The sequence below is a fragment of the Nocardia nova NBRC 15556 genome (assembly GCF_001613005.1).
Lineage (GTDB): Bacteria > Actinomycetota > Actinomycetes > Mycobacteriales > Mycobacteriaceae > Nocardia > Nocardia nova.
Genome location: NZ_BDBN01000051.1, coordinates 1 through 26504, shown reverse-complemented (window position 1 = coordinate 26504; position 26504 = coordinate 1). Strand labels below are relative to the sequence as shown.

Sequence of the window (26504 nt, the reverse complement as noted above, 5' to 3'; positions counted from 1 at the left end):
ATCGTCCCTTTCCCGTTCAGGAATCGAGCGCGCTGTCGGCGCGCCCAGGCACTTCGACCTCGTCCGGCGTCTTGTCCGGCCGCAAGCCGCGCCAGGACGGGTGGCGCAGGCGCCCGTCGCCGGTCCGCTCCGTGAACGACACCTCGCCCACCAGTTCGGGTTCCACCCAGATCGCGTCCTTCACCGGCGCCGCGACAGTGGGGGTCTGCCGCCGCAGCGGATGCAACCGGGCCTGGAGATCGTCGAGCATGGCCTGCGTGAAACCGGTCCCCACATTGCCGATGTAGACCAATTCCCCGGTCTCGTCGTGCACGCCCATGAGCAGTGAGCCGATGCGTCCCGCGCGACGGCCGGCGCCGGGCCGCCACCCGACGATGACGATCTCCTGATCGTTCACGTTCTTGACCTTGGTCCACAGCGGACTGCGCCGGCCCGGCAGATAGGGACTGTCGAGCCGCTTGCACACGATGCCCTCGAGCCCCAACCGTGCCGATTCGGCGAGCACATCGGCGCCGGTACCGGTCAGCCGCGGCGGGATGCGCCAGCTCGGGCCGCGCAGGCCGAGTTGTTCCAGCAGCCCGCGGCGTTGCTCGTACGGCAGGTCGATCAGCGGGCGGTCGCCGATGTGCAGCAGGTCGAAGATGAGGTAGGTGGCGGGTACCGAGCGCATCAGTGCGCGGATCATGGCCGGATTGCGCTGGTGCATCCGCGGTTGCAGGGCGGCGAAGGAGGTGCGGCCGTCGGCGGCGAAGGCGACGATTTCGCCGTCGACGACGATCGGCGGCACCGCGGGCGCGAGGTCGGCGAGCTCCGGCCAGGCGGCAGTGACATCGTTGCCGTTGCGCGAGATCAGCCGCAATTCCCGCTCGACGTAACCGATGGCGCGGATACCGTCGAATTTCACCTCGTACGCCCAGGCCGCACTGTCGGCGGGCAGAGCGCCGGCGGTCGCCAGCATCGCCGCGTATCGCGGCAATCCGCTCATGAGCGCCCGCCTTTCGATCAATGGCTATTTCTTGGTTACTACCCTGAAATCCTCCTCTTACAGCGACGAGGACGCTGACATTTCAGTCACGACCCGATCTCGCAACCCGCCGATTGACCAGCCGAACGGCAATTTCGTATGGTTGTGCGAGCGACGATTCGAGGAACCCGGTGAAAATCCGGGACGGTCGCGCCACTGTGAGCGTTTCGCCGGGCGGAATGTGAGTCAGATACTCGGATCGCGTGGTAACCACCATCGAGCGGGGACGCGCAATCCCCGGAGGAGAGTCACATGGCGACGTCCTATGTTCCCCGGTCCGGCCTGGAGTCGATTCGGCTCTCCATTCCCACGACGGCCCTGTGGCTGGGCGGCACCACGCTCCTGGCTCTGCTCGCCCTCTACTTCATCGGCATCGATCAGGGCGCGGTCTCGATCTTCGGAGACGATATGCACGTGCACGAATTCGTCCACGACGCACGGCATTTCCTCGGCTACCCCTGCCACTGACCGCGGGATCGAGCCCCCACAATGGAAAAACGAATCATCGCCCGCGGTGTGCTGGTCGGTGCGATCGGCGGGCTGGCGGCCTTCGTCTTCGCGCGGATCCTGGCCGAGCCGATCATCGATCGCGCCATCGACTACGAGGGCGGGCGCGACGCGGCGCACACGACACTCGAAGCGGCCGCGGGACATTCGATGGCCGGCATGGAAGAGAGCGAACTGTTCACCCGGTCGGTGCAGTCGACCATCGGCCTCGGCTTCGGCACGGTCGTCTTCGGCGCCGCGATGGGCGCGCTGTTCGCGGTGGTGTACTGCCTGTTCATGGGCCGTGTCGGCAGTTTGAGCCCGCGCAATCTCGCACTGTGCGTGGCGGGCGGCATGTTCGGCGTGCTGTACGCCGTGCCGTTCCTCAAATATCCGGCCAATCCGCCCTCGATCGGCAATCCCGACACGATCGGGCAACGCACCGGTCTCTACCTGTCGATGGTGGTGATCGCCGCGGTCTGCGCGGTGGGCGCCGTGTGGCTGGGGCGGAAACTGCAAGCGCGCCTGGGCAATTGGACGGCGACCATCGCCGCGGGCTTGGCCTTCGTGGTGGTGGTGACCGCGATCGCGGCGTTGCTGCCCGCACTCGGGCATCTGGCCGCCAACCGGGCTCCGGGCGACGCGGCCACCGAAACACCCGGGCCGCTCACCGATTCGAGCGGCCGGATCGTCTATCCGGGCTTCCCCGCCGACGATCTGTACTACTTCCGCTTCTATTCCCTTGCCGCGCAGGTCATTCTGTGGTCCGTCATCGGCGTGGGTTTCGCGACACTGGCGCCGCGGTTGTTCCGGCGCGCGGACGAATCGGCCGCGGCCGCGCCGGCAGCGGCGGTATGAGCGCGACCGTCACCCGGCTCACGTTGATCAGCCACGGCATGACCGAGGCGATGCGGACGGCCCGCTTCCCGGTCGACGAACCACTCGACGAGCTTCCCCGCGACGCCGCCTCCCCCGCGGCGCCGCGGGCCGACCGGGTTTTGGCCGCGCCGGAACTGCGGACCGCCGCGACCGCCACCCTGCTGGGTCTGCGGGCGACCACCGAACCCGCCCTGCGCGATCTCGACTGCGGCGAGTGGGCGGGCAGGCAGATGGATTCTCTCGACCCGGCCGACCTGATGGCCTGGATGTCCGATCCCGCCTACCGCGACCACGGCGGTGAAGCGATCACCGACCTGCTCGAACGGGTGCGTGACTGGCTCGAATCGATGGTCGCCGACCGAAGCCGGATCGTCGCGATCACCCATCCCGCCGTCGTCCGCGCGAGTGTGCTCCTCGCCCTCGCCGCGCCGCCGGAATCGTTCTGGCGCATCGACATTCCGCCACTCAGCGCCACCACACTGCACGGCCGCGGCGCCGCCTGGACCGTGCGGCACACCGCGAATCCGCTGTGAGCGGGCAGGTGTGCACCCGGCCACCTCAGTGCGACGCCGGCTTCTTCCCGACCAGATCGGCGAGTACGGCCGCCTCGCTGATGTCGATCCGCTTGGTGGCCGACAACAGAGTGAGCATGCCGCGCCCGGCGAGTTCGCGGAGGTGGTCGAGGTCGCCGGCGCGTTCCGGATTTCGGAGCTCCTCGCGGTAGCGGCGACCGAACTCGTCGAATTTGGCGGGATCGTGCCCGTACCAGGTGCGCAACTCGGTCGAGGGTGCGATCGTTTTGCACCACTCGTCGAGGTGGGCGTTCTCCTTGCTCATCCCGCGCGGCCAGAGGCGATCGACCAGCACCCGCATTCCGTCGTCGGGATCGGGATCGTCGTAGATCCGCCGGACCTGAACCCGCGGTCGTGCACTCGCCATCGCGCTGCTCCCTTCGGTCGGCCGTATCGTCCGGCACCCGCGGCGCGGGATCGCCGGTCCCCCGCTTCCCGCATTCGAGGGTAGTCACGGGAGCGGCGTCTTTCGCCGGCTCGCCACGGCCGCTGCGCCCACCTCTGCCTACGCAGCCGTAGGTTACGGTAGCGTAGGTTGAATGAACGTCCCGACCTCGACCGCCGATCCCGTCGTTGCGCCCCCGTCGGTCGAATTCGACAATCGCGATGCCGTCTACGAGTACTACCGCACCCACCGCGCGCCCCGCACCCGCGCGCGCCTGTTCTACGCGATCACCGCGTATCGCAAACGTCCCACGGTCCGCTATGCGGACGGTGCCCGCGCGGCGATCCGGCAGCTGATTCGCGACAACCGCCGCATGATCATCGCGATCAACCATGTCAGCGTGGAAGATCCGCGCACGGTGGCCGCCTTCGCCTGGCGCAGCGTGTTCCGGCCGCGGATCGGCCATATCCGTGTGCTGGCCAAGGACGAACTGTTCACCGAGCCGGAGCAGCGGTCGCGCATCGACATCATGGGCGCCATCCCGGTGTTCCGCGGCAAGGACCACGGCCCACGCGCCGCCTACGCCGCCGGGCAGCAACTGATGGACGTCTGCGTCGGGCGCATGGTCGACGGTGACGACCTCGCGTTGTTCCCGGAGGGCACCTGCAACGAAACCGATCCGGCCCGCGTGCAGACCATCGGCACCGGCATCGGCCACATCGCCGCACGCGCCCGAAAGGCCGGGGCGGCACCGGTTTTCGTCTTCCTCGGCCTGACCTACGGCCCCGACGGCCGCGCCACGTTCTACCTCGACGAGCCGCTGCCGGATTTCCCGGATCGACCGGCCGAAATCACCCGGGTGGTCGGCAGCCGGATGCAGCGCGCACTCGACGGGGCGATCGCGGCCGTCCGGTAATTCGCTTCAACCGGCCGGCAGGGTGCGCACCCCCGACCCCGCGGCCACCGCACCCACCACCGCGCGGAAGAATTCGACATCGGTGGCGGGCGACCGCATGCCCACCGCCTCGAGCGCGTAGGCCTTGAAGGCTCGTGCCGCACGGGTCGGCACGTACTGCGTCGGCGAGGCCTGCGCGAACGATGTGTCGCGGTACTCCGTATCGCCCCAGAACCGGACATCGGTGCGTGCGCTGCCCAGATATCGGTGGGCCCACTCGCGCGCCGGTTCGCCGAGTGCGGACAGATCTCCGGCGACCGCGAAAGCATGCGGTATCGGCACCTGCCGCCGGCAGCGCAGCACACATCCGAGATCCAGGACGCCCAGCCCGAGAATCGTCAGCGGCCGGATGTCGCCGGGCGCATCGACCGCGACGGTGACCTCCCAGCCGGCGACCGCTCGGTCGAACAGCCAGCCGCCGGCGCGCGAGACGACCTCGACAGGATTGTCCGCGACCACGACCAGCTGATATCGCAGCGAGCGCCGGCCGGATTCGGCCACGGCGCATTCGCGCGGAGCTTCCGCCGCGTGGGCGTTCGTTGGGTACCGGTGCGACACAGCAGACATAGCACTTCCGTTCCGATCACAACCACCACTGCCTTCCCCCGCCTCGGGCGGCCCACATCGCCCGAGCAGAGACTAGTTTATTTTCCCCCAGCGGGAGAAAATATTGGCCGAACTCGTATCCATCCACCGGGCGTGTTGTCCGGACCCGCCGCCGGCAGCCGTAGCCTGAGAGGGGTGAGCGGCGGGAATACAACCGGGTCCGGGACTGGAATCGTGCAGACATCGCGGCGCGGCCGCGGGCGTCCGCCCCGGCTGAGCCGGGATCGCATCGTCGCGGCCGCCCGCGCGCTGCCGCCGGAAACACTCACCATGAAAGCGGTCGCCGACGCGCTGGGCGTCGACCGCAAATCGCTGAACTACTACGTCAGCGACCGCGACGGATTGCTGGAACTGGTCGCGCTGGACGCCTTCGAAACCGAGTTCCGCCGCTTGGCCCTGCCCGCCGAGGGCGATTGGCGGCAACTGCTGCGGCTGTTCGCCGCCGCAGTCGCCGAGGCCCTCACCCAGGTCGGCGTCTTGATCTCCTATGTGCGATTCGGTGGCCGAGGCGGCCTGTCGACGCTGGCGGCGATCGAGCGGATATTCCAGTCGCTGGTCGGCGCCGGATTCGAGCCGATGGAGGCCGGGCGCACGCTGCGACTGCTCGCCGATATCGCGTACTCGGCGGCGCGCGAGGCCGCGGAGGCGACCCGGGGCCACGTCGACATCCAGGCCGAACATGTCGCCCGGACCCTGAATTCGGAAGCGGGACAAGAGTTCCCACTCCTGCGCCAGGTCGCGACCACCCGCGAGAGCGCCGCGCGCGTCGGCGAGCAGTTCGAATTCGACCTCGAGCTCGTGATCGCCGGGCTGGAACGCAAGCTCGAGGCACGCGGCCGGGCCTGAGACTGCCGCACCCGCTGCGGGTGCTGGCCGAGAATCTGCGTGCCCGCCACACCAATCGCTACGACTACGCTGCCGACACCGACGACCGACCGGACGACGGAACTCGTTCGTACCGAACCGAATTCGAGTCCCGCTATTTCGAGGCCGAACATCCGGTGGTGCACGTCCATCCCGAGACCGGTGAACGCGCCCTGCTGCTGGGCTGCTTCGTCAAGGAGATCGTCGGCCTGTCCACCGCCGAATCGCGCGCGCTGTTTCGCCTGTTCCAGGATCGGGTGACCCGGCTCGAGCACACCACCCGCTGGGATTGGGCGCCCGGCGATGTGGCGATCTGGGACAACCTCGCCACCCAGCACTACGCGATCGACGACTACGACGGCGCCGAACACCGCCGGCTCACCCGCATCACACTGGCCGGTGACATACCCGTCGGCGTCGACGGCCGGGCGAGCACGGTGATCGCCGGTGACGCGCAGGCCTATTCCCGCGTGGAGTCGCTCCCGCGAGCGGCGTGAACCGCGCGGCGTGCGGAACCGGAGCCGTACTGTCATTTAGTCTTTGACACACCGGCGTCCGGCGGCGGCGCGCGGACGGGTGCCGGCAGAGGGCTGACGATGGGAGTCCCGTGAACCTGTGGAATTACATCCGAGGGCGGGGTGACACTCTGGCCTTCCTCACCTATCAGCATGCGTCACTGGCGTTTCAGACGGTTCTCGTCGGCACGATCGTCGCCGTGCTCATCGCGATGGCGGTCTACCGGCTGCCGCTGCTGTCGCAGCTCTCGCTCACCTCGAGCCGGGTCGCGCTGACCATTCCGTCGCTCGCGCTGCTGGCGTTGCTGCTGGTGCCGTTCGGGCTGGGCGTCGTCCCGTCGTTCATCATGCTGGCGTTCTTCGCGGCGCTGCCGGTGATCGGCAACGCGATCGTCGGCTTGCGCTCGGTACCGGCCTCGGTGGTGGAATCCGCACGCGGAATCGGATTCTCCCGCACCCGCATCCTGCTCACCGTCGAACTGCCGATCGCGTGGCCGGTGATCCTGACCGGTATCCGGGTCTCCACGCAGATGATCGTCGGTGTCGCCGCCATCGTCGCCTACGTCCTGGGGCCGGGTCTGGGATCGCTGATCTTCAACGGCCTGTCGCGCCTCGGCGGCGCGAACGCCCTGGAGACGGCGGCCACGGGCACGATCCTCATCGTCATCGTGGCGCTGGTGTTCGACGCGCTACTCGTTCTGCTGGGCCGCCTCACCATCGCAAAAGGACTCTCATGACCGACGCTGTGACCGACCGGCCCGGACCGGCGACGCCGGAACGCAATGTCACCGGGGCCTCCATCGTCCTCGACTCGGTCGTGAAGCGGTACAAGGGCCAGGACAAGCCGGCCGTCGCCCGCCTCGACCTCGAGATCGAGGCCGGACAGATCGTCGCCTTCGTCGGCCCCTCCGGCTGCGGCAAGACGACCACGCTGAAGATGATCAACCGGCTGATCGAACCGACGGAGGGCCGCATCTTCATCGGCGGGCGCGACGTCACCAGCGAGGACCCGGACAAGCTCCGGCAGTCGATCGGGTACGTCATCCAATCCGGCGGCCTGTTCCCGCACTGGTCGGTGCGCAAGAACGTGGGCGCGATCCCGCGAGTGCTCGGCTGGGACAAGAAGCGGATCGCCGAGCGCACCGACTATCTGCTCGAACTCGTCGGCCTGGATCCCGGCGTCTTCGCCGACCGCCTGCCCAAGGACATGTCCGGCGGACAGCAGCAGCGGGTCGGTGTCGCGCGGGCGCTGGCCGCCGATCCCCCGGTGCTGCTGATGGACGAGCCGTTCGGCGCGGTCGACCCGATCACCCGGGTTCGCCTGCAGGACAGCCTGATCGCGATTCAGCACGAACTCGGCAAGACCATCGTCGTCGTCACCCACGATTTCGAGGAGGCCACCAAACTCGGCGACAAGGTGCTCATCCTGTCCGAGGGTGGGCACGTCGAGCAGTACGCGCGGCCCGAGGAGATCCTCACCGCACCGGCCACGCCGTTCGTGGAGGAATTCGTCGGATCCGGCGCCAAACTCGCCTATCTGACCGTGCAGCGGGTGCGCGACGTGGAGTGGGACGACGTGGTCACCGCCCGCATCGGGGAGCCGGCGCAGGCGGTGATCCAGCGCGCGCGGGCCGCCGGGCAGACCTGGGTGGTGGTCGTCGACGATGCCGGACGGCCACGGTCGTGGCCCTCGCTCACCGAACTGGCGAGCAAACCGGAGGTCTCGGACTACCTCGATCGGCGGTTGCCGGTCGTCGCTCGCTCCTCGACCCTCAACGACGCCCTCGACGCGATGCTGGCGGCCAGTCAGGGTGCAGCCCTGGTGACCGACGGACGCGGCGCGGTCGTCGGCTCGATCGGCATCGGCGCGGTGACCGAGACCATCCAGGCCGCACTCGCCGATGTGCGCTCCGAGGAACACGACACCTCGTACGAAACCTACGTCGACGGAACCGATCCCGCGCCCACGCCGGTGGTCGCCGCCGACGACGACGAACACGAATCGGCCGGGCAATCATGACCCGCCTGCGCCGGCTGCCGATGGACGTCTGGTTCGAGCCGCTGATCATCCTCGTCATCGGAATCGGCTACATCGTCTGGTATCGGTCGACCACATTCACCCCGACCGAACAGGCCTCGCTGGCCTGGTCCAACCTGCAGACCACGATCTGGTCGCATATCGAGCTGACCGTGGTGGCCACGGTGATCGTGGTCGTCGTCGCGATTCCGCTGGGTATCGCGCTGACCCGGCCCGCGCTGAAACGCCTGGAGCCGATCGCGGTCAACATCGCCAATATCGGCCAGGCGGCGCCGGCGGTCGGGCTGCTGGTGTTGTTCACCTTCTGGCTGGGCACCGGATTCCGTACGGCGGTCGTCGGTTTGGTGGTGTACGCAATTCTGCCGATCCTGCAGAACACCATCATCGGCCTGCGGCAGGTGGATCAGCGCACCATCGAGGCCTCGCGCGGGATCGGGTTCTCCGCCACCCGCACCCTGGTCCGAGTCGAGTTACCGCTCGCGGTGCCGGTGATCCTCAACGGGGTGCGCACCGCCCTGGTGATCCTGGTCGGCACCGCGACCCTGAGCACCTTCATCGGCGCCACCAGCCTCGGCACGCTGATCACCACGGGCGTCACGCTGTTCCTGCCGAAACTGCTCGTGTCCGGAGCGATCCTGGTCGGACTGCTGGCGTTGATCATCGACTGGCTGGGCAGACTCGTCGAACTGGCCGCGACCCCGCGAGGTGTGTCATGAGATCGGCACGGGCACTGGCGGTGTGCGCGACCGTCCTCGCGGTGTCGATACTCGGCGGATGCGGTCTGGTGAGCTCGTCGGGAACCTTTCACGACGCGAGCCTGCCCGGCGGGCAGCGACCGCTCGACGGCGCGAAACTCGTGGTGACGTCGAAGAGTTTCACCGAGGGCGTGCTGCTGGGCAAGATCACCGCGACCTATCTGGCCGCGGCCGGTGCGAAGGTCACCGACCTGACCGGCGCACCGGGTTCGGCGTCGTCGCGGCAGGCTCAGCTCAACGGCGACGCCGACATCCTGTGGGAGTACACCGGCACCGGCTGGGTCAACTACCACAACGAAACCGAGACGATCTCCGATCCGCAGGAACTCTGGCAGCGCGTGCACGACATCGAGAAGCGCGAGCACAATCTGGAGTGGCTGCCACCGGCGAATTTCAACGACACCTACGCGTTCGGTGTGTCCACGCCGACCGCGCAACGGCTGGGGGTGAAGTCGCTGTCGGATGTGGCAGCCTTGCCGGTGCGCGAGCGCACGTTCTGTGTCGACGACGAATTCTTCAGTCGCGCCGACGGTTTCATTCCGATGTTGCAGAAATACGGCATCCCCTACAACGATCCGAACGGCGTGCCCACCGGCAACGTCACCCGGATGGACGCCGGCGTCGTCTACACCGCCACGGCCAAGAGCTCGCCGTGCAATTTCGGCATGATCTACACCACCGACGGCCGGGTGAAGAATCTGAATCTCGTCGTGCTCGACGACGACAAGAAATTCTTCCTGCCCTACAGCGGCGCCGCCGTCGTGCGCGGTGAGATCCTGGACCGCTATCCGCAGTTGCGACAGCTGCTGGGTACGATTTCCGAACGCCTGACCAATGATCTGATGCAGGAACTCAACGGCCGCGTCGATATCGACGGCGAGGATCCCGCCGACGTCGCCTACGACTGGTTGAAGAGCGAAAAGCTCATCGAGTAGCTCATGGGGTCGACATCTCCCGCGCCGCCTGTGCGGCCGCCAGCCGCGGAATGATGCCGCCGGCCAGGACCGTTTCCACCTGCCGGTCCGAAAGCCGGTGCCGCAGCGGGATATCCACATTCGCGGTGACATCGTGGGCGGTGATCGCGGAACCGGCGGTGAGTGCCGAACGCAGCCCCTCGATGCGCAGCACGTCGCCCACTCCGATGCGGCTGTAATCGGCGGGATCGGCGAATTCGAGCGCGACGATGCCGAAATTGGCCAGATTCTGCCAGTGGATGCGCGCATACGATTTCGCGATCACCGCCCGCAACCCGAGATACCTCGGCGCGATCGCGGCGTGTTCCCGGGACGAGCCCTGTCCGTAGTTGTCTCCGCCCACGATGACATGCCCGGTGGTGGCGGAGATATCGGCCGCATGCCGCGGATAGTCCGGATCGATGCGGGTGAAAGCGAATTCGGCGAGTTTCGGAATATTCGAGCGGAACGGCAGCGCCCGCGCTCCGGCCGGGGAGAGGTCGTCGGTGGAGATGTTGTCGCCGACCACCAGCAGGACCGGCGCCTCGATCACGTCGGGCAGCGGATCGAAGTCCGGCAGCGCGGAGATGTTGGGGCCCTTCACCAATTCCACCGTGCGCGCCTGCGCCACCGGCAGCGGCGGCACGAGCATCGCGGTGTTGACCGATGCCTGTGCGGGCAGATTCAGCACCGGATAGTCGAGGCCCAGCTCGTCGGCCAGATCGCGCGGATCGGTGATCGTCCCGGTCAGCGCCGATGCGGCGGCGGTCTCCGGGGAGCACAACCACACCGCGTCCTCGTCGGTGCCCGAGCGCCCCGGGAAGTTGCGCGGCATGGTGCGCAACGAATTGCGGCCCACGGCCGGCGCCTGCCCCATACCGATGCACCCCATACATCCGGACTGATGGATGCGCGCACCGGCGCGGATCAGTTCGAAGGTGGCGCCCATCTTGGTCAGGTCCTCGAAGATCTCGCGCGAGGACGGGTTGACGTCGAAGCTGACGTCGCTGTGGGTCTGGCGGCCGGAGACGATGGCGGCGGCCATCGCGAAATCACGCAGCCCGGGGTTGGCCGAGGATCCGATCACCACCTGCGCCACCGGCTCGCCGGCGACCTCGCGCACCGGCACCACATCCCCGGGGGAGGACGGCCTGGCGATCAGCGGCTCGATCGTGGACAGGTCGATGTGCTCGTCGACGTCGTAGGTCGCGCCCTCGTCGGCCCGCAGTTCGGTGAAGTCGCCGGCGCGATCCTCGGCGCGCAGGAAGTCGCGCACCGCGTCGTCGGCGGGGAAGACCGTGGTGGTGGCGCCGAGTTCGGCGCCCATATTCGCGATCACGTGCCGGTCCATCGCCGTGAGGGTCTCCAGACCGGGGCCGTGATATTCCACGATCCGGTTCAGCCCGCCCTTGACACCGTGGCGGCGCAACATTTCCAGGATCACGTCCTTGGCCGAACACCAGGGCGGCAGCTCACCGGTCAGCTCGACGCCCCAGATCTGCGGCATGGTGATGTAGAGCGGCTCACCGGCCATCGCGAGCGCGACCTCGAGACCGCCGACGCCGATCGCGAGCATGCCCAGCGATCCGCCGGCCGGCGTATGGGAATCCGAGCCGACCATCGTCGCGCCGGGTCTGCCGAAACGCTGCATATGGGTGGGATGCGAAACCCCGTTGCCCGGCTTCGAGAACCACAGCCCGTAGCGACGGCAGGCCGACAGCAGAAATTCGTGATCCTGGGCGTTCTTGTCGTCGGTCTGCAACAGATTGTGGTCGACGTACTGGGCGCTGAGCTCGGTGCGCACCCGGTCGAGGCCGAGTGCCTCGAGTTCCTGCATCACCAGGGTGCCGGTGGCGTCCTGGGTGAGGGTCTGGTCGATACGCAGCGCGATCTCCTCCCCCGGATGCATTCGCCCCGACACCAGGTGGGAGCCGATCAATTTCTGCGCGACGTTGCGGGGGCCGTCCCCGCGGATCTCCTGATCGGTCATCTGCCCTCCTCTGCGCCGGTCCTGGCGGGATCGCCGGATTCGGGCGCGGTCGTTGGTGCGATGTCCCTTCCAGGATGCGCCGATCCCCGCCGGCTCGCCGCCGTTTCGCCGCCCGCCCCTAAACCCGGCGCGCCCGCGGAGCGCGGTGACCGCGATGCCCCGACGTCGGCGAGCGCTGCGCGGGAACGTCCTGCAGCAATCCGTTCAGCCGCGCCCGCGCCGGAACACCTTGCCGGTCAACGGGTCTCGTTCGGTGAGGCAGTACACCCCGCCCACCGGGTCGTTCATCACCAGCCACTGCGCACCGCGCCGCACACGCCGGGCGCCGAGGGATTCGTGCCAGGCCGCCACCGCCTCGGCATCGGCGCAGGCGATATCGATATGGGCGCCCGGCTCCCGGTCGGCGTCCAAGCGCTGCAGCAGGATTCGGATCGGCAATCGCGCCGGCACGAGCAGCCGGGCGAACTCGGACCGGCCGGTGCGCCGCACGGGCCAGCCGGTGAGCGCGGACCAGAAGGCGGCCTCGCCGTCGTAGCCCGACGGCGGAATGTCGAAACAGAGCTGATCGACGCGGCTGAGGGTGCCGTCCGGCCCGGCCACCGGCGCCGGGATATGCCGCCCGTCACCGGTGGTCAGGCAGAACGGCAGGCCGTGCGGTGAACGCACGAGCGACCAGGTGTCGTGATCGGCGACCAGGGTCGCGCCGAGATCGCGCGCCGCGCGGCGGGCCCGGTCGAGATCGACGACATCGATGTCGAGATGGGCGCCCCCGTCCCCGCCGACCGCCTGCGCCGCCTGGTAGGCGTCGCCGGTCGCCGGGTCGAGGGTCGCGAACTCGGCGTGTTCACCCTGGCGAGCCGACAACCGGGTGCCGGTGACCGCCGACCAGAAGGCGAACGCCTCGTCGAAACGTGCGGCGGGCCGGTCGATGTACATCCAGCTCCAGCGAATCATGCACTCCTCCAGGCTCGTCGGACGGATCAGGCGGGCCGGAAGGGCGGGGTCGCGAGCTCACCGGCGAACACATCGGGCAGATCACGCTCGACGCTGTCGGGGAACTGCGCGGGCCGCTTCTCGAGGAACGCCGAGACGCCCTCGCGGGCATCGGCACTGGCACCGCGCTGGTTGATACCGCGCGATTCGACGCGATGCGAGATCATCGGATGTTCGGCGCCGAGGCCGCGCCACAGCATCTGCCGCGACAGCGCCACCGACACCGGCGCCGAATGCTCGGTGAGCCGTCGCGCCAGTGCCCGGGCCTGGTCCAGCAGATCGGCAACCGGATGCAAGGCGTAGAACAGACCCGCGTCCAAGGCCTCGTCGGCCTCGACCAGCCGGCCGGAGTACACCCAGTCCAACGCGGTCTGCATGGGCACCAGGCGGGGCAGGAACCAGCTCGAACAGGATTCCGGCACGATGCCGCGCCGATTGAAGACGAATCCGATCCGCGCGGTGTCGGCGGCGAGCCGGAAGTCCGCGGCCAGGGTCATCGTGATGCCCACGCCGACGGCGGGTCCGTTGACCGCGGCGATGATCGGCTTCTGCGATTCGAACATCCGCAGCGCCACCTCACCACCGCCGTCACGGAAGGTGTCGGTCGCCTCGGCGGCGAAGGTTTCGGCTCCGGCCGACAGATCCGCACCCGCGCAGAACGCGCGTCCCGCCCCGGTCACGATGATCGCGCGCACCCGGTCGTCGCGGTCGAAGTCGTCGAAGGCGGCGATCAGTTCCTCGCCCATCGCGGTGGTGAAGGCGTTGAGCTGTTGCGGGCGATCGAGCGTGATCGTGGCGATGGAGTCGGAGATTTCCCAGCGGATGTCGGCCATATCGGACAGCATGCCAGCAGCCCCGGGCGGTGACCATCCCCGTCACCGGGCCCCGCCCGGCACCGCGCGCGAATCCCGTTGCGCCGCCTGCTCCTTCGACGCGCGCGCCGCACGGCCCGAACGGCGCCTGCCGAACGGGCGGGCGAGCGGTCTCGGCCACCGGCATCCGCGCAGGCCGAGCCTATACTTGACATGCCAGCGCGACGGGCTCCGCGACAAGCAGTACAGACGGAAACGGTTCCGATGGCCGACAAGGATTCCATGGCGACCCAGCGCGACCGCTCCCTGGTGATCGACGACGGTCTGCGAGCGGCCGGGTTCGCCGATGCCCACATCATCGGACGGGGCGGATTCGGCGTGGTGTATCGCTGCCGCGAACTCGCACTGGGCCGCATCGTCGCGGTGAAGGTGCTCAGCGCCGCAGCCGATTTCGGCGACGAGAGTGTCGAACGATTCCTCCGCGAGCAGCGGGCCATGGGCGGGCTGCCGGAACATCCCAATATCGTCGCGATCCTGCAGGTCGGCACGACCGGCGACGGACGGCCCTATCTGGTGATGCCGTATCACCCGAGGGGCTCGCTGGAACAGCGGATCCAGCACGGCGGGCCGCTGGATATCACGACCGCGCTGCGCATTTCGGTGAAGCTGTCCGGTGCGCTGGAGACCGTGCACCGGGCGGGGATCCTGCATCGAGACATCAAGCCGGGCAACGTTCTTCTCACCGACTACGGCGAACCACAGCTGACCGATTTCGGCATCGCCCGGGTGGAGGGCGGCTTCCGCACCACCACCGGAGTGGTCACGGCGTCACCGGCGTTCACCGCTCCCGAGGTCCTGCGCGACGGCACCCCGTCGGTCGCCTCCGACATCTACAGTCTGGGCGCCACGCTGTTCTGCATGCTCACCGGCCACGCCGCCTACCAGCGCCGCTCCGGTGAACGACTGGTCGCCCAGTTCCTGCGCATCACCGAGGAACCGATTCCCGACCTGCGCCCCGGCGGCATCCCCGACGACATCTGCGAACTCATCGAGGAGAGTATGGCCGCCGACCCGGGCGGGCGCCCGGTCTCCGCGATGGAATTCGGTGAGCGAGCCCAGCAGCTGCAACGCCACCGCGGACTGCGCGTGGACGAGATGGCGATCCCGACACCGGAGATTCCGGCGGCCGAACCCGCGCCCGCCGATCGCGTCGGAGAACCGACCCGACTCGGCCTGCTTCCCCCGGCCGACCTGGTGACGACACCACCGACCGCCGAAACCAAATTCCATCCCGCGCTCTCCCCGCGCCCGCTGGTGCGCCGTCCCCGTCTGCTGGACTCGATGGATCCCGAGCGCTGGCCGCGCCTGATCGTCGTGCACGCGCCTGCCGGTTTCGGCAAGAGCACGCTCGCCGCGCAGTGGGCGCAGCGGATGGTGAATCGCGGGGTCGCCGCATGCTGGCTCAACATCGACGACGACGACAACAACGCGGTCTGGTTCCTGCTGCATCTGATCGAAGCCGTCGGCCGGGCGCGACCCGCCCTGACCACCGAACTGCTGCGCGTGGTCGAGGAACACGGCAACGATGTGATGCGCTACGTGCTGACCACGCTGATCAACCGCATCCACGCCGACGGCGAGCGGCTCGTGATGATCATCGAGGACTGGCATCGCGTCACCGATGCCGATACCACCGCCGCGCTGCGTTTCCTGCTCGACAACGCCTGCCACCATCTGCAACTGCTGATCACCAGCCGCGAGATGATCGGACTACCGCTCTCGGCCATCCGGGTGCGCGACGAGCTGATCGAAATCGACTCCGCCGCCCTGCGTTTCGACGACTCCGAGACGGCGGACTTCCTGACCCGGGTGGGCGGGCTCGCACTGGACGACGCCGATATCGACCGGCTGCGGACCGGCACCGACGGCTGGGTCGCCGGGCTGCAACTGGCGTCGATCTCGCTGCGCGGCCGCGCGGACCCCGGTTCCGCGATCGCCACCATGTCCGGACGGCACCAGGCGATCAGCGAATATCTGACCGACAACGTGCTCGACGCACTCGAGCCCGGATTGCTGACCGCACTGCTGGAAACCGCTGTCACCGAGAAGATCTGCGGACCGCTCGCCGCGGCGCTGACCGGACGGCCGCAGGGACGGGCGCTGCTCGAGGACATCGAGCGGCGGGACCTATTCCTGCGCCGCCTCGACGACGACGGCGAATGGTTCCGCTATCACACGTTGTTCTCCGATTTCCTGCGGCAGCGGCTGGAGCGCGACCATCCCGAACGCGTGCCGCGGCTGCACCGTCGCGCCGCCGAATGGTTCGCCGCCAACGACATGCTCAGCGAGGCGATCGACCATGCGATGGCAGCCGGGGAACCCGAGCGGGCGGTGGCGCTGGTCTCCGCCCACGCTCGCGAACTCGTGCAGCATTCGCATCTGGCCACCCTGGCGGCACTGGCGGCGAAACTGCCCGTCACCGACGCGGCGGCCGACCCGACCCTGCAGATCGCGCTGGCCTGGGCGGCGGTGTTGTTGCGCCGGCCGAGCCGCATGCACACCGCACTGCAGTTGGCGCTGGCCGCCGATTCGGCGAAACAGCCTCCGGGACATCGGAAATCCGATCTGGCGGTCGAGGCGTCGATTCTGTGCGGAGTGGAGGCGGCGCTCGCCGATCACCTCGACGGCCTCGAGGACACCGTCGAGCAGAGTCGCGCCCGCGCCGATTCGCTGCCGCCGTTCGTATTGGCGGCGGCGGCCAACCTGGGCGCCTTCGCCGCGCTGCACCGATTCGACTTCGACCGTGTCCACGAATGGCACCGGTGGGGCCGGATCTATTTCCGCGACATCACCGGAGCGCTGAGCATCATGTACAGCCACTGCTTCGCGGGGATGGCGGCGCGTGAGCAACTCGCCGAGGAGGCGGCCGAGGAGCATTTCCGCACGGCGCTGCATCTGGCGCGCACCACGACCGGGGAGAGTTCCTTCACCGCCCGCCTGGCCTCGGCCGCACTCGGCGATTTCCTCTACGACCGCGGCGAGATCGCGGAGGCGCACCAGCTGCTCGACGTCGCGGTGGAATTCGGATTCGAGGGCGGCACAGTCGATTTCCTGACCGGGGTCTACGGCACCGGTGCGCGGATCGAGGCGCTGCGCGGGGATCGCGCGGCCGCGCAGCGACTGCTCGCCTCCGGCGCCGAGGTCGCCACCGCACACGCCCTCCCGCGACTGTCGGCACGGATCGAACTCGAGCGGATTCGGCTGGGGATCGGTGAAATCGTGCCCGGCGAGCCGGCCGGCGCCCGCGCAGCGGAGGACGGCGTGGCCACGACGATTCGTGAACTCACCGAGGAAGCGGCCGTCCGGTGGCTGCTGCGGGTCGATCCCGAACGGGCGCCGCACCGCGCCGATGCCCTGCGACAGTCGATCGACGCCGCCGCGCGCCCGCGCGCCGCCCTGTGCGCCACACTGTTGTCCGCGAATTGTCTCGAGACGGTGGGCCGGTCGGAGGAGGCGGAGGCGGTCCTCGCGCCGGCCCTGCGCCGCTGCGTCGAAGTGGGGCTGGTGCGCCCGCTGCTCGACGAGGGCCCGGCACTGCTCGCCGTCGTCCGGCGACTCTCCGCCGACACGGCGCGAAATACCCTGGGACAGAACGCGATAGCGCTCCCGCGGGCCGTCCTCGACCACCTCGGGTGAATCGGTGACCGGTCAGGAAGGCACGTCGGTGCGAGTCACGGTCAGTCCCGCAGCCCGCGCCAGCCCGGCGAACACCACGGCGTCGTGGACGGCCGCGCCGCCCGGATCGTTGTTGAAGTACACGTAACCGTCGGCGGGACCGAAGGTGTCCGCCAGCCGATGCGCCCATGCGGTCAGGGCGCGCCGGCCGTACCGGGGTTGCGGCCGCGCCAATCCGGAGTGCAGACGCAGATACGACCAGTCGGTGGTGCGCCACAGCGGCGTCACCGGGCGCGAGCGCGCATCCGCCCAGCACAGTGCCGCGCCGCGTTCCTCCAGTACGGTGCGGATGCGCGGTGTCCACCACGACTCGTGGCGCGGTTCGACGGCCACGCGCACGGTCGCGGGGAACTGTCGCAGACAGTCGTCGAGCAGGCCCGCGTCCGCCCGCAGGGTCGGCGGCAGTTGCACCAGGATCGGCCCCAGCCGGTCGCCCAGTCCCGCGGCGTGATCGAGGAGCCGCTGCACCGGCTCGGCCGGCTCGCGGAGGCGTTTGACGTGGGTGAGGAAGCGGCTGGCCTTCACGGCCACGACGAAATCCTCAGGTGTGCGTTCCCGCCAGGCCGCGAAGACCTCACGACTGGGCAACCGGTAGAAGGCGTTGTTGCTCTCGACGGTCGCGAAGGCGGCCGCATACCGTTCCAGCCACAGCCGCTGCGGCACGCCCGGCGGGTAGAGCACTCCGCGCCAGTCGCGGTACTGCCAGCCGGAAGTCCCGACGAACAGGGTCACATCGTCCATCGAACCAGACTCGTCCCGGCTCCGCTCGGACCCGGACGGGCACCGCGCCTATGACGATCGTTATAGTCGGTGGGCCGAGGCCGCCGAGGCCGCACGCATGAGACAAGGAGTACCCGCTCGTGAATCCGACCGATATCGGCACCCACCCGTTCGATCTCGCCACCGCGCCCGCGCCCGCCGGTGCGGGCCGCTATCTGGGCCGCACTACGGCGGAGTACTCGAATATGGTCGGCCCCTTCGGCGGAGTCACCGCGGCCACCGCCTTGCGCGCGGTCCTCGACGATCCGCGGTGCGCGGCCGAACCGGTGTCGATCACCGTCAATTACGCGGGCGCCATCGCCGACGGCCCGTTCACGATCGAGAGCACGCCGGTCCGGACCAACCGCAGCACCCAGCACTGGCTGCTGACGCTGACCCAGGACGACGCGGTGACCACCACCGCGACCGTCGTCTGCGGTGCCCGGCGGCCCACCTGGTCCGATACCGAGATCGAACCGCCCGCCGCGCCGCCCGCCGAATCGGTGGCCGTGGCGCAACCGCCGGAGTTCCCGGTGTGGATGCGCAACTACGAGATGCGATTCGTCGAAGGCGGCGGGCCGATCGCGTCGGATCCGCGGGAACAACCGACCTCCACGACCACGCTCTGGGTGCGAGACCTCCCGGCTCGCCCGGTGGACTTTCCAGCGGTGACGGCCCTGGCCGACGTCTTCATCCCGCGGGTGATGGTGCGGCAGGGCCGGATGGTCGCCGCCAGTACCGTCTCGCTCACCGTCTACTTCCACGCCGATGCGGCCGCTCTCGCCGCCCACGGCGACCGTCCGGTGCTCGCCACCGCGCGGGGACAGCATTTCGGCGGCGGCTATTTCGATCAGTCCGCACAACTGTGGGGCGCCGGCGGCAGGCCGCTGGCCACCACGCATCAGCTGGTCTACTTCAAGGACTGAACCGGCATCGCGACGGGCCGCAGCGGGTATGCCCTGAGCATGCAGTGGTTCACGGCGCCCGAGTACTGGTTCGCGCGCGAGGTGTTCCAACGCGGCCTCGCGGTCGTCTATGTGATCGCGTTCGTGGGCGCCGCGCGGCAGTTCCGGGCGCTCATCGGCGCCGGGGGCATGCTGCCGGTGCCCGCCTTCCTGGCCCGGTCGTCGTTCCGGGGCTCGCCGAGCATCTTCCATCTGCACTATTCGGACCGGTTCTTCGCCGGTGTCTCCTGGGCCGGTGCGGCGCTGGCGGTGGCACTGGCGGCGGGGGCGGGCGATCAGGTGCCGCTGTGGGCGGCGATGCTGCTGTGGCTGGCGGCGTGGGTCCTGTATCTGTCGATCGTCAACGTGGGCCAGGCCTGGTATTCGTTCGGCTGGGAATCGCTGCTGCTGGAGACGGGATTTCTGGCGGTCTTTCTCGGCAACGGTCACACCGCGCCACCCATTCTCGTGCTGTGGCTGGCGCGCTGGCTGCTGTTCCGGGTGGAGTTCGGCGCGGGGTTGATCAAACTGCGCGGCGACCCCTGCTGGCGCGATCTGACCTGCCTGTACTACCACCACGAAACCCAGCCCATGCCCGGCCCGCTGAGCTGGCTGTTCCACCACCTGCCCAAACCGCTGCACCGCGTGGAGGTGGCCGCGAACCACATCGCCCAGCTGGTCGTGCCGTTCGCGCTGTTCACCCCGCAGCCGATCGCGAGTGTCGCCGCGGCCGTCGTCGTGATCACCCAGCTGTGGCTGGTCGCCTCGGGCAATTTCGCCTGGCTCAACTGGTTGACGATCCTGCTGGCCTGTACCGCGATCGACGCCCGCTCGGCCGCGACCGTTCTGCCGCTACCCGCTCAGCCCGCCTTCGCGGATCCGCCGATATGGTTCGTCGCGGTGGTCTGCGCCTTCACGGCCGCGGTGGCCGTTCTCAGCTATTGGCCGATACGCAATCTGTTGTCCGGGCACCAGCGAATGAACGCCAGCTTCAATCGGTACCACCTGATCAACACCTACGGCGCGTTCGGGCGGATCGAGCGCCGGCGATGGGAACTGGTGGTCGAGGGCACCCACGACCGGCACATCACCGAGCAAACCCGTTGGGAGGAATACGATTTCAAGGGTAAGCCCGGCGATCCGCATCGGCTGCCCCGCCAATGGGCGCCCTACCATCTGCGCCTGGACTGGCTGATGTGGTTCGCCGCCATCTCCCCGATCTACGCCCGCTCCTGGCTGGGCCCGTTCCTGCGGCGGCTGCTGATCAACGACCCGGCCACCCTGCACCTGTTGCGGCACAACCCTTTCCCGGACCTCCCGCCGGCCCATGTGCGAGTGCGCCAGTACCTCTACCGATTCAGCACCCGGGAAGAGCTGCGCCGCGACCATGTGTGGTGGCACCGCGACGCGGTCGGCGACTACGTGCCGCCCACCGCCCTCGCCTCCCCGCGGATCCGGCACGGTTGAGTCGTCCGGACGCCGATCAGGTCAGAACGGAGCGCTGCCCAACCCCGACGTATTCGCCGAGTGGGCGGATCAACGCATTCGAGGCGCCCTGTTCGATGATGTGCGCGGCCCAGCCGGTGATCCGGCTCATCACGAAGATCGGCGTGAAGGTCTCGATGTCGAATCCGAGCAGGTAATACGCCGGGCCGGTGGGAAAGTCGAGATTCGGCGCGATCCCGGTGGCCTCGGCCATCGTGCGTTCGAGTATCTCGTATATGCGCACCCACCGGCCACCGTCGGTGGCAGCGGCGATATCGAGCAATGCCCGCTTCATCGTCGGCACCCGGGAATCGCCGTGCTTGTAGACCCGGTGGCCGAATCCCATCACCTTGTCCTTGTCCGCCAGCTTCTTCCGCAACCATGCTTCGGCTCGCTCGGGCTCGCCGATCTCGAGCATATCGCGCATGACGGCCTCGTTCGCCCCGCCGTGCAGCGGCCCCTTCAACGCGCCGATGGCGGCGGTGACCGCGCTGTAGATATCCGACTGCGTCGAGGTCACCACGCGCGCGGCGAACGTCGAGGCGTTGAAACTGTGCTCCGCGTAGAGAATCAGCGAGACTTCGAACGCTTTCACCAGCTCCGGCGCCGGCACGGTCCCGAAACACATGTTCAGGAAATTCTGCGCGTATCCCAGATGCGAATGCGGCGTGATCGGATCGAGTCCGTGCCGACGGCGATGGTCGGCGGCCACGATGGTCGGCAGCACCGCCAGCATGCGTAACGCTTTGGCGCGGTTGGCTTTCGGCGAATTGTCGTCCTCGAGCGGATCCTCGGCGCCGAGGTAGCTGATCGCGGTGCGCACCACATCCATCGGATGGCAGGTGTCGGGCAGTTTCGTCACCAGCGACAGCAGCGACCGATCGGCCCGTCGCGCCGCGCGTTCCTGCTGGCAGAACCGTTCCAGCTGAGCGTCGTTCGGCAGTTCGCCGTACCACAGCAGATAGGCGACCTGTTCGAAAGTGCAGTGCGCCGCCAGATCCTGGACGGCATATCCGCGGTAGGTCAGCGAATTCGTTTCCGGCACCACCTTGGAAATCGCGGTGGTGTCGACGACGACGCCCGCCAGGCCCTTGTTGATCGCCGGAGTCGCGGACTTCGTCATCACTGGTTCCTTCCGAGAGTGAAAGTGAATATGTCGGAATCGAATTCGTTGTAGCGCTCGTATCGCAGCAGTTCGTAGAGGCGGCTGCGATGTTGCATCCGATCCAGCAGTCCCGCCTGGGTGCCGGTCTCGTGGATTTCGCGCAATCCGGTCTCGGCCGCCCACATCGCCAGGCGCAAAGTGGACACCGGATAGATCACCGCGTTGTAGCCGATCGATTCCAGGGTCCGCGCCGGCAACAGTTCGGATTTTCCGAACTCGGTCATATTGGCCAGCAGCGGAATCGAGACCGCGGCCCGGAATTTCTCGAAATCGGCCGCGCCGCTCAATGCCTCGGTGAAAATCAGGTCGGCCCCGGCGTCGGCGTAGGCGCGGGCCCGTTCGATCGCCGCGTCGACGCCCTCGATCCCGGCGGCGTCGGTACGCGCGCAGATGACGAAATTCGGATCACGCCGCGCCGAGACCGCCGCACGCACGCGGCGCACCATCTCGTCGGTGGGCACTACCGCCTTGCCGTCGAGGTGGCCACAACGCTTGGGATTCACCTGGTCTTCCAGGTGACAGCCCGCGAGGCCGGCCTCCTCGAGCAGCGCCACCGTGCGGGCGGCGTTCATCGGTTCCCCGAAGCCGGTATCGGCGTCGACGAGCACCGGCAGATCGGTCACCCGGGCCACCTGAGCGCCGCGGCTCGCGACCTCGGTCAGTGTGGTCAGCCCGATATCGGGCAGCCCCAGTTCCGCCGACACCACCGCCCCCGAGACATAGACACCTTCGAACCCGATGTCCTGAATCAGCTTGGCCACCAAGGGATTGAAGGCGCCGGGGAATCGCTGGATCGACCCCGACGCGAGTCCGGCGCGGAAGGCGACGCGTTTGTCGGCGGCGGAGGTGGCGGCGGCGAGCAGTCCGGTCATCGGAACAATCCCTTCGACAGTTTCGGGGCGCGGGCGAGCACCTCGTCGGACACCGTGAACGTCAGTTGCGGCAGTTCGTCCGCCGACAGCGAGCCCGCCCGCTGCGCGACGTCGAGGAATCGATCCTGTTCGGCCGCGTCGACGATGCCCTCGGCGAGCGTGCGGAATTTGGCGATGTACTGCTCGCGGGCGAACGGCCGCGCGCCGAGCGGGTGGGCGTCGGCGACCGCGAGTTCGTCGACGATCAACTCACCGCTGGTCAGCGTAACCTCGGCGCGGGCGCCGAAGGCCTTCTCGGCGGGATCGGTGGAGTGGTAGCGGCGGGTCCATTCCGGGTCCTCGGCGGTGGAGATCTTGCGCCACAGCTCGATCGTGTCGGGCCGGCGGGCACGGTCGGGCGTGTAGGAACGCTCGTGATGCCAGGTCCCGTCCTGGAGGGCGACCGCGAAGATGTACATGACCGAGTGGTCGAGGGTCTCCCGCGACGCCTCGGGATCGAATTTCTGCGGATCGTGGGAACCGGTGCCGATCACCACGTGGGTGTGGTGGCTGGTGTGCAGCACGATCGAGGCCACCCGGCCGAGGTCCCCGATGCGGTCGCGCATCCGCCGGGCCAGATCGATCGGCGCCTGGCTCTGATATTCGGCCGAATGCTCCTTGGTGTAGGAGTCGAGGATCGCTCGTTTGGGCTCGCCCGGACCCGGCAGCGGTACCGAATACTCGGCGTCGGGCCCGGCCAGCAACCGGGCGATCACCCCGTCCTCGCCCTCCCAGATGGGCGCGGGCGCACCCTCGCCGCGCATCGCCCGGTCGACGGCTTCGATCGCCATCTTGCCCGCGAAGGCCGGCGCGTAGGCCTTCCAGCTGGAGATCTCACCCTTGCGGGACTGCCGGGTCGCGGTGGTGGTGTGCAGCGCCTGACCGATGGCCTGATAGATCGTCTCGGTATCGAGGCCGAGCGCCGTACCGATTCCGGCGGCGGCCGAAGGGCCCAGATGCGCGACGTGGTCGATCTTGTGTTCGTGCAGGCACATAGCCCGCGCCAGATCGATCTGGATCTCGTAGCCGGTGGCCAGGCCGCGGATCAGATCACGGCCGCTGCGTCCGGCATGGTGGGCGGCGGCCAGAATCGGCGGAATGTTGTCGCCCGGATGAGAATATTCGGCGGCGAGAAAGGTGTCGTGGAAGTCGAGTTCGCGCACCGCGACGCCGTTGGCCCACGCGGCCCACTCCGGGGAATACGTGCCGGGAACGCCGAATACCGGGGCACCGGGCCGATACGGGTGCGCCAGTGCCTGCGCGCGAGCGTCGGCCACCGCACGCCGGGTGATCGATGCGGCGGCGACGGCGGCGTTGTCGATGATCCGGTTGACGATCATCTCTTCGGTCTCCGGCGCCACCGCGACCGGATCCGTGGCGACCTCGGCGATGCGCCACGCCAGGTGTTCGGCCCGCGGGAACACCTCGGCGGAGCGGTGCGTGCGAACGAGGTGATTCTTCACAGTCGGGACCTCCCGAGAACGTCGGTGAATCGCATGATTCGGACGCTACTCAGGACGGGTACCCGTCGAAATACGTTGCAACTGCCTAGTTATGCGTTATCGATCCGGCGAAGTTGCGAATATTGCGGACAATGCGCTCGTCCGCGAACCGTTCACCGATCGGCGGTCAAACGGTCCAGCAGACAGCTCAGCGCGAACCGCACCGTCTGCTCGAGCACCTCTTCCGGCTCACCGTCGAATTCGGCCCGGCAGGCGGTGACGGCGGTCTCGGAGGCGGTGGCGAACCAGACCGTGCCGGGCGGTTCGCCGTCACTCGGTTCGGGCCCACCGACACCGGTAACCGCCACCGAATAGCTCGCGCCGAGCAGCTTGCGCACGTTGGCCGCCAACGCTTCGGCCGTCGGCCGCGACACCACGGGGACATCGGGCATATCCAGGACGGTGCGTTTGACCTCCGGGCTGTAGGCGACGACCCCGCCGCGGAACCACTGTCCCGCATCCGGTGCCGCGCCGAGGGCGGAGGCGATCTTGCCCGAGGTGAGCGATTCCGCCACCGCGATCGTCGAACCGGCCGCCGCGGCCAGCTCGGCGATCCGCTCGGCGGCACCCTCGGTCATCGCCCCGCCTCCCGGGCGGCCACGGTGTCCTCCCTCATTCCGCTCCCCGTTCCGTGCCGTCGTCGCCGCTCTCGCGGTACGCCTGCAGCGCGGTGTCGAGTTCGCGTTGCAGCCGTTGCACTTCCGCCTCGTCTCCGGCATCGGACGCAGTGGTGATGTCCTGGCGAAGCTGGGCGATGACGTCGTGTGAAACCACGGGAACCTCCTCCGGCACGGAACGGGTGAACGGTCGGGAAGCTAGCTGCCCTGCTGGTGAGACCGCTGACGCGCCTCGTCGACGTTGGCCTCGGCCCGGGCCTTCTCGGCCTGAGCTTCCTTCTCGGCCGCCTCGCGCTGCGATTCGGCCTTGTCCTGCTGGGCCCGGCCCTCCGACTCGAGGTCGTTGTTGCCGGTGACGATGCCCGCCGCCTCCTTGGCCTTCCCCTTCACATCCTCGACGACGCCCTTGATTCCTTCACGCGGGCCACTGTTGTGGTCGGACACGGAGTCCCCTTCCGTCGCAATTTCCTGACATGCAACGACCTACCCAGCGCAGCGGCGCTCAATCGGACGATTACCCGCTCACGGCTCGGGCCAGGCGGGGCAACTGCCGCAGCGGGTTGTGGTGCTCGACCTCCATCCGCTGGTCGGCGTCGAAAATGTCGCCGAGACCGGGCGCCGGATCGTGGCTGCCCGACTGTGGCAGAGTCAACGCGCTGAACGGCCAATCCGAACCGAAGACGATGTGCTCACGGCCCATCACCGCGGTGGCACTCGCCATCGCGGCGGCCGAGCCGCTCAGCGCGGTGTCGACGTAGAAGGTCGAGATCTGTCGCTGGATGTCGAGCACGGAGGGTTTCGGTAGGTCCTGCGGCCACAACTGCCCCAGCACGGTCTGAGAGGCCACGCTGATCCGGTGCGACAAGAACGGCACCGTGCCGCCCGCGTGGGCCAACTGGAAGCGAATGTTCGGATATCGCTGGGTGACACCGGTGACCATCATCATGGTCGCCGCGCGGGTGGTGTCGAAGGTGAACTCTTCCAGGAAATCCGGTAGCGGCAGTGTGGGTTTGGCGCCGTCGGGAATCGCCGCGGGGTGGACGAAAACGTAGGCGTTGCGCTGGTTCAGCGCGGCCATCAACGGCTCGAATCGCGGATCCCCCAGGTACACGCCGTTGTAGGCGGACAGCAGGATCACCCCGTCGAGATACAGTTCGTCGAGGGCGTAGATCGCCTCCGCGATCGAGGCGGGGATATCGGGCATCGGCAGGACCGCGAAGGCGCCGAACCGCGTCGGATTCGATCGGAACAGGCCGGCGGCATAGGTGTTGCAGTAGCGCGCCATATCGTTGGCCTCCTTCCCGCTCAGGAAGGACACACCCGGGTCGGACACCGAAAGTGCTTGTGCCTGAATGCCGTAGTAGTCCATGAAGGCCAGCGCCTGATCCGGCGACCACTCCGGTGTCGGGTAACCGCCGATGGTGAGGTGGCCGTGTTCGATCAGGGCGGCACGGTAGTCCGGGGGCAGGAAATGCGCGTGCAGATCGATGCGGTAGGTGCCGGAGGGCGCGGGCCGCTGGTCGCGCACCGGTGCCGCCTGCGCGGCGGGCAACACCGCC

At 68.4% G+C, this 26504-nt stretch carries 26 protein-coding genes, 1 pseudogene and 1 riboswitch; of the genes and pseudogenes, 13 read left to right on the top strand and 14 right to left on the bottom strand.

Going from position 1 to position 26504, the window contains the following annotated elements; genetic code table 11:
* Window positions 1-16: 16 nt before the first annotated feature.
* Complete coding sequence (ligD, locus tag NN2_RS20630) at window positions 17-985, bottom strand: non-homologous end-joining DNA ligase (protein ID WP_063015552.1); 969 nt, start codon at window positions 983-985, stop codon at window positions 17-19.
* Window positions 986-1145: 160 nt separating this feature from the next.
* Window positions 1146-1220, top strand: a riboswitch (cobalamin riboswitch).
* A gap of 56 nt (window positions 1221-1276) precedes the next feature.
* Between ligD and NN2_RS20625 the strand changes: the two genes are divergently transcribed.
* The 3 genes from NN2_RS20625 to NN2_RS20615 are packed head-to-tail and all read left to right on the top strand — an operon-like array spanning window position 1277 to window position 2922.
* On the top strand, window positions 1277-1492 hold the full coding sequence (locus tag NN2_RS20625; protein ID WP_030513821.1) for a CbtB domain-containing protein: 216 nt from the start codon (window positions 1277-1279) through the stop codon (window positions 1490-1492).
* A 21-nt stretch (window positions 1493-1513) separates the two neighbouring features.
* Window positions 1514-2368 carry a CbtA family protein gene (locus NN2_RS20620; RefSeq protein ID WP_063015551.1) on the top strand — a complete coding sequence of 285 codons (855 nt, stop codon included), beginning with the start codon at window positions 1514-1516 and terminating at the stop codon, window positions 2366-2368.
* A complete protein-coding gene (locus NN2_RS20615) occupies window positions 2365-2922 on the top strand; it encodes a histidine phosphatase family protein (protein WP_063015550.1) in 558 nt (185 codons plus the stop codon). Before NN2_RS20620 ends, NN2_RS20615 begins: the two co-directional genes overlap by 4 nt.
* A gap of 25 nt (window positions 2923-2947) precedes the next feature.
* Here the strand turns inward: NN2_RS20615 and NN2_RS20610 are convergent, their stop codons facing one another.
* Window positions 2948-3328, bottom strand: coding sequence for a DUF488 domain-containing protein (locus NN2_RS20610; RefSeq protein WP_030513818.1), 381 nt, complete (start codon window positions 3326-3328; stop codon window positions 2948-2950).
* A gap of 172 nt (window positions 3329-3500) precedes the next feature.
* Here NN2_RS20610 and NN2_RS20605 point away from each other — a divergent pair, with 172 nt between their 5' ends.
* Window positions 3501-4262, top strand: coding sequence for a 1-acyl-sn-glycerol-3-phosphate acyltransferase (locus NN2_RS20605; protein ID WP_063015549.1), 762 nt, complete (start codon window positions 3501-3503; stop codon window positions 4260-4262).
* A gap of 6 nt (window positions 4263-4268) precedes the next feature.
* Here NN2_RS20605 and NN2_RS37800 read toward each other — a convergent pair whose 3' ends face one another.
* The gene (locus tag NN2_RS37800; RefSeq protein ID WP_169812422.1) at window positions 4269-4868 is read right to left on the bottom strand and encodes a hypothetical protein; all 600 of its coding nucleotides are present in this window, start codon (window positions 4866-4868) and stop codon (window positions 4269-4271) included.
* 213 nt (window positions 4869-5081) lie between these two features.
* Between NN2_RS37800 and NN2_RS37795 the strand changes: the two genes are divergently transcribed.
* From NN2_RS37795 to NN2_RS20575, 6 genes and pseudogenes are all read left to right on the top strand, one after another.
* Complete coding sequence (locus NN2_RS37795) at window positions 5082-5753, top strand: TetR/AcrR family transcriptional regulator C-terminal domain-containing protein (protein ID WP_063910822.1); 672 nt, start codon at window positions 5082-5084, stop codon at window positions 5751-5753.
* Between the two features lie 2 nt (window positions 5754-5755).
* Window positions 5756-6268 (top strand): annotated as a pseudogene (locus NN2_RS20595) (TauD/TfdA dioxygenase family protein); the annotation flags it as partial.
* A 110-nt stretch (window positions 6269-6378) separates the two neighbouring features.
* On the top strand, window positions 6379-7023 hold the full coding sequence (locus tag NN2_RS20590; RefSeq protein WP_063015547.1) for an ABC transporter permease: 645 nt from the start codon (window positions 6379-6381) through the stop codon (window positions 7021-7023).
* Window positions 7020-8306, top strand: coding sequence for an ATP-binding cassette domain-containing protein (locus NN2_RS20585; RefSeq protein WP_063015546.1), 1287 nt, complete (start codon window positions 7020-7022; stop codon window positions 8304-8306). Before NN2_RS20590 ends, NN2_RS20585 begins: the two co-directional genes overlap by 4 nt.
* Complete coding sequence (locus NN2_RS20580) at window positions 8303-9040, top strand: ABC transporter permease (RefSeq protein ID WP_030513812.1); 738 nt, start codon at window positions 8303-8305, stop codon at window positions 9038-9040. The genes NN2_RS20585 and NN2_RS20580 overlap by 4 nt, the downstream gene beginning before the upstream one ends.
* Window positions 9037-10014 (top strand): glycine betaine ABC transporter substrate-binding protein, encoded by a 978-nt coding sequence (locus NN2_RS20575; RefSeq protein WP_063015545.1) that lies wholly within the window; start codon window positions 9037-9039, stop codon window positions 10012-10014. Before NN2_RS20580 ends, NN2_RS20575 begins: the two co-directional genes overlap by 4 nt.
* A 1-nt stretch (window position 10015) precedes the next feature.
* Here NN2_RS20575 and NN2_RS20570 read toward each other — a convergent pair whose 3' ends face one another.
* The 3 genes from NN2_RS20570 to NN2_RS20560 all read right to left on the bottom strand — a co-directional run bounded on the left by NN2_RS20570 (window position 10016) and on the right by NN2_RS20560 (window position 13848).
* Window positions 10016-12022 (bottom strand): aconitate hydratase, encoded by a 2007-nt coding sequence (locus NN2_RS20570; RefSeq protein WP_063015544.1) that lies wholly within the window; start codon window positions 12020-12022, stop codon window positions 10016-10018.
* A gap of 204 nt (window positions 12023-12226) precedes the next feature.
* Entirely contained in the window at window positions 12227-12976 is a 750-nt protein-coding gene (locus tag NN2_RS20565) for a VOC family protein (protein WP_063015543.1), read from the bottom strand.
* Window positions 12977-13002: 26 nt separating this feature from the next.
* Window positions 13003-13848 carry a crotonase/enoyl-CoA hydratase family protein gene (locus NN2_RS20560; RefSeq protein ID WP_063015585.1) on the bottom strand — a complete coding sequence of 282 codons (846 nt, stop codon included), beginning with the start codon at window positions 13846-13848 and terminating at the stop codon, window positions 13003-13005.
* A gap of 243 nt (window positions 13849-14091) precedes the next feature.
* On the opposite strand from NN2_RS20560, the gene NN2_RS20555 reads away from it, so the two are divergent.
* Window positions 14092-17523 (top strand): serine/threonine-protein kinase, encoded by a 3432-nt coding sequence (locus tag NN2_RS20555; RefSeq protein ID WP_063015542.1) that lies wholly within the window; start codon window positions 14092-14094, stop codon window positions 17521-17523.
* 12 nt (window positions 17524-17535) lie between these two features.
* Here the strand turns inward: NN2_RS20555 and NN2_RS20550 are convergent, their stop codons facing one another.
* The gene (locus NN2_RS20550; RefSeq protein ID WP_063015584.1) at window positions 17536-18294 is read right to left on the bottom strand and encodes a DUF72 domain-containing protein; all 759 of its coding nucleotides are present in this window, start codon (window positions 18292-18294) and stop codon (window positions 17536-17538) included.
* Window positions 18295-18422: 128 nt separating this feature from the next.
* Here NN2_RS20550 and NN2_RS20545 point away from each other — a divergent pair, with 128 nt between their 5' ends.
* Together NN2_RS20545 and NN2_RS20540 are read left to right on the top strand one after the other, a co-directional pair.
* Window positions 18423-19247, top strand: coding sequence for an acyl-CoA thioesterase (locus NN2_RS20545; RefSeq protein ID WP_063015541.1), 825 nt, complete (start codon window positions 18423-18425; stop codon window positions 19245-19247).
* Between the two features lie 39 nt (window positions 19248-19286).
* Entirely contained in the window at window positions 19287-20732 is a 1446-nt protein-coding gene (locus NN2_RS20540) for a lipase maturation factor family protein (RefSeq protein WP_063015540.1), read from the top strand.
* A 16-nt stretch (window positions 20733-20748) separates the two neighbouring features.
* On the opposite strand, the gene NN2_RS20535 is transcribed toward NN2_RS20540, so the two are convergent.
* The 7 genes from NN2_RS20535 to NN2_RS20505 form a co-directional block, all read right to left on the bottom strand.
* Complete coding sequence (locus NN2_RS20535) at window positions 20749-21873, bottom strand: bifunctional 2-methylcitrate synthase/citrate synthase (protein WP_063015539.1); 1125 nt, start codon at window positions 21871-21873, stop codon at window positions 20749-20751.
* The gene (prpB, locus tag NN2_RS20530) at window positions 21873-22787 is read right to left on the bottom strand and encodes a methylisocitrate lyase (RefSeq protein WP_063015538.1); all 915 of its coding nucleotides are present in this window, start codon (window positions 22785-22787) and stop codon (window positions 21873-21875) included. Before prpB ends, NN2_RS20535 begins: the two co-directional genes overlap by 1 nt.
* Entirely contained in the window at window positions 22784-24289 is a 1506-nt protein-coding gene (gene prpD, locus NN2_RS20525; RefSeq protein ID WP_063015537.1) for a 2-methylcitrate dehydratase PrpD, read from the bottom strand. The genes prpB and prpD overlap by 4 nt, the downstream gene beginning before the upstream one ends.
* A 152-nt stretch (window positions 24290-24441) precedes the next feature.
* The gene (locus NN2_RS20520) at window positions 24442-24906 is read right to left on the bottom strand and encodes a CinA family protein (RefSeq protein WP_063015536.1); all 465 of its coding nucleotides are present in this window, start codon (window positions 24904-24906) and stop codon (window positions 24442-24444) included.
* Window positions 24907-24940: 34 nt separating this feature from the next.
* The gene (locus tag NN2_RS20515) at window positions 24941-25102 is read right to left on the bottom strand and encodes a hypothetical protein (RefSeq protein ID WP_156055505.1); all 162 of its coding nucleotides are present in this window, start codon (window positions 25100-25102) and stop codon (window positions 24941-24943) included.
* 41 nt (window positions 25103-25143) lie between these two features.
* Window positions 25144-25389 carry a microaggregate-binding protein 1 gene (gene mbp1 / locus NN2_RS20510; protein ID WP_030513798.1) on the bottom strand — a complete coding sequence of 82 codons (246 nt, stop codon included), beginning with the start codon at window positions 25387-25389 and terminating at the stop codon, window positions 25144-25146.
* A 70-nt stretch (window positions 25390-25459) separates the two neighbouring features.
* The coding region (locus tag NN2_RS20505) for an amidohydrolase family protein (RefSeq protein ID WP_063015535.1) at window positions 25460-26504 on the bottom strand (1045 nt) is incomplete at its 5' end.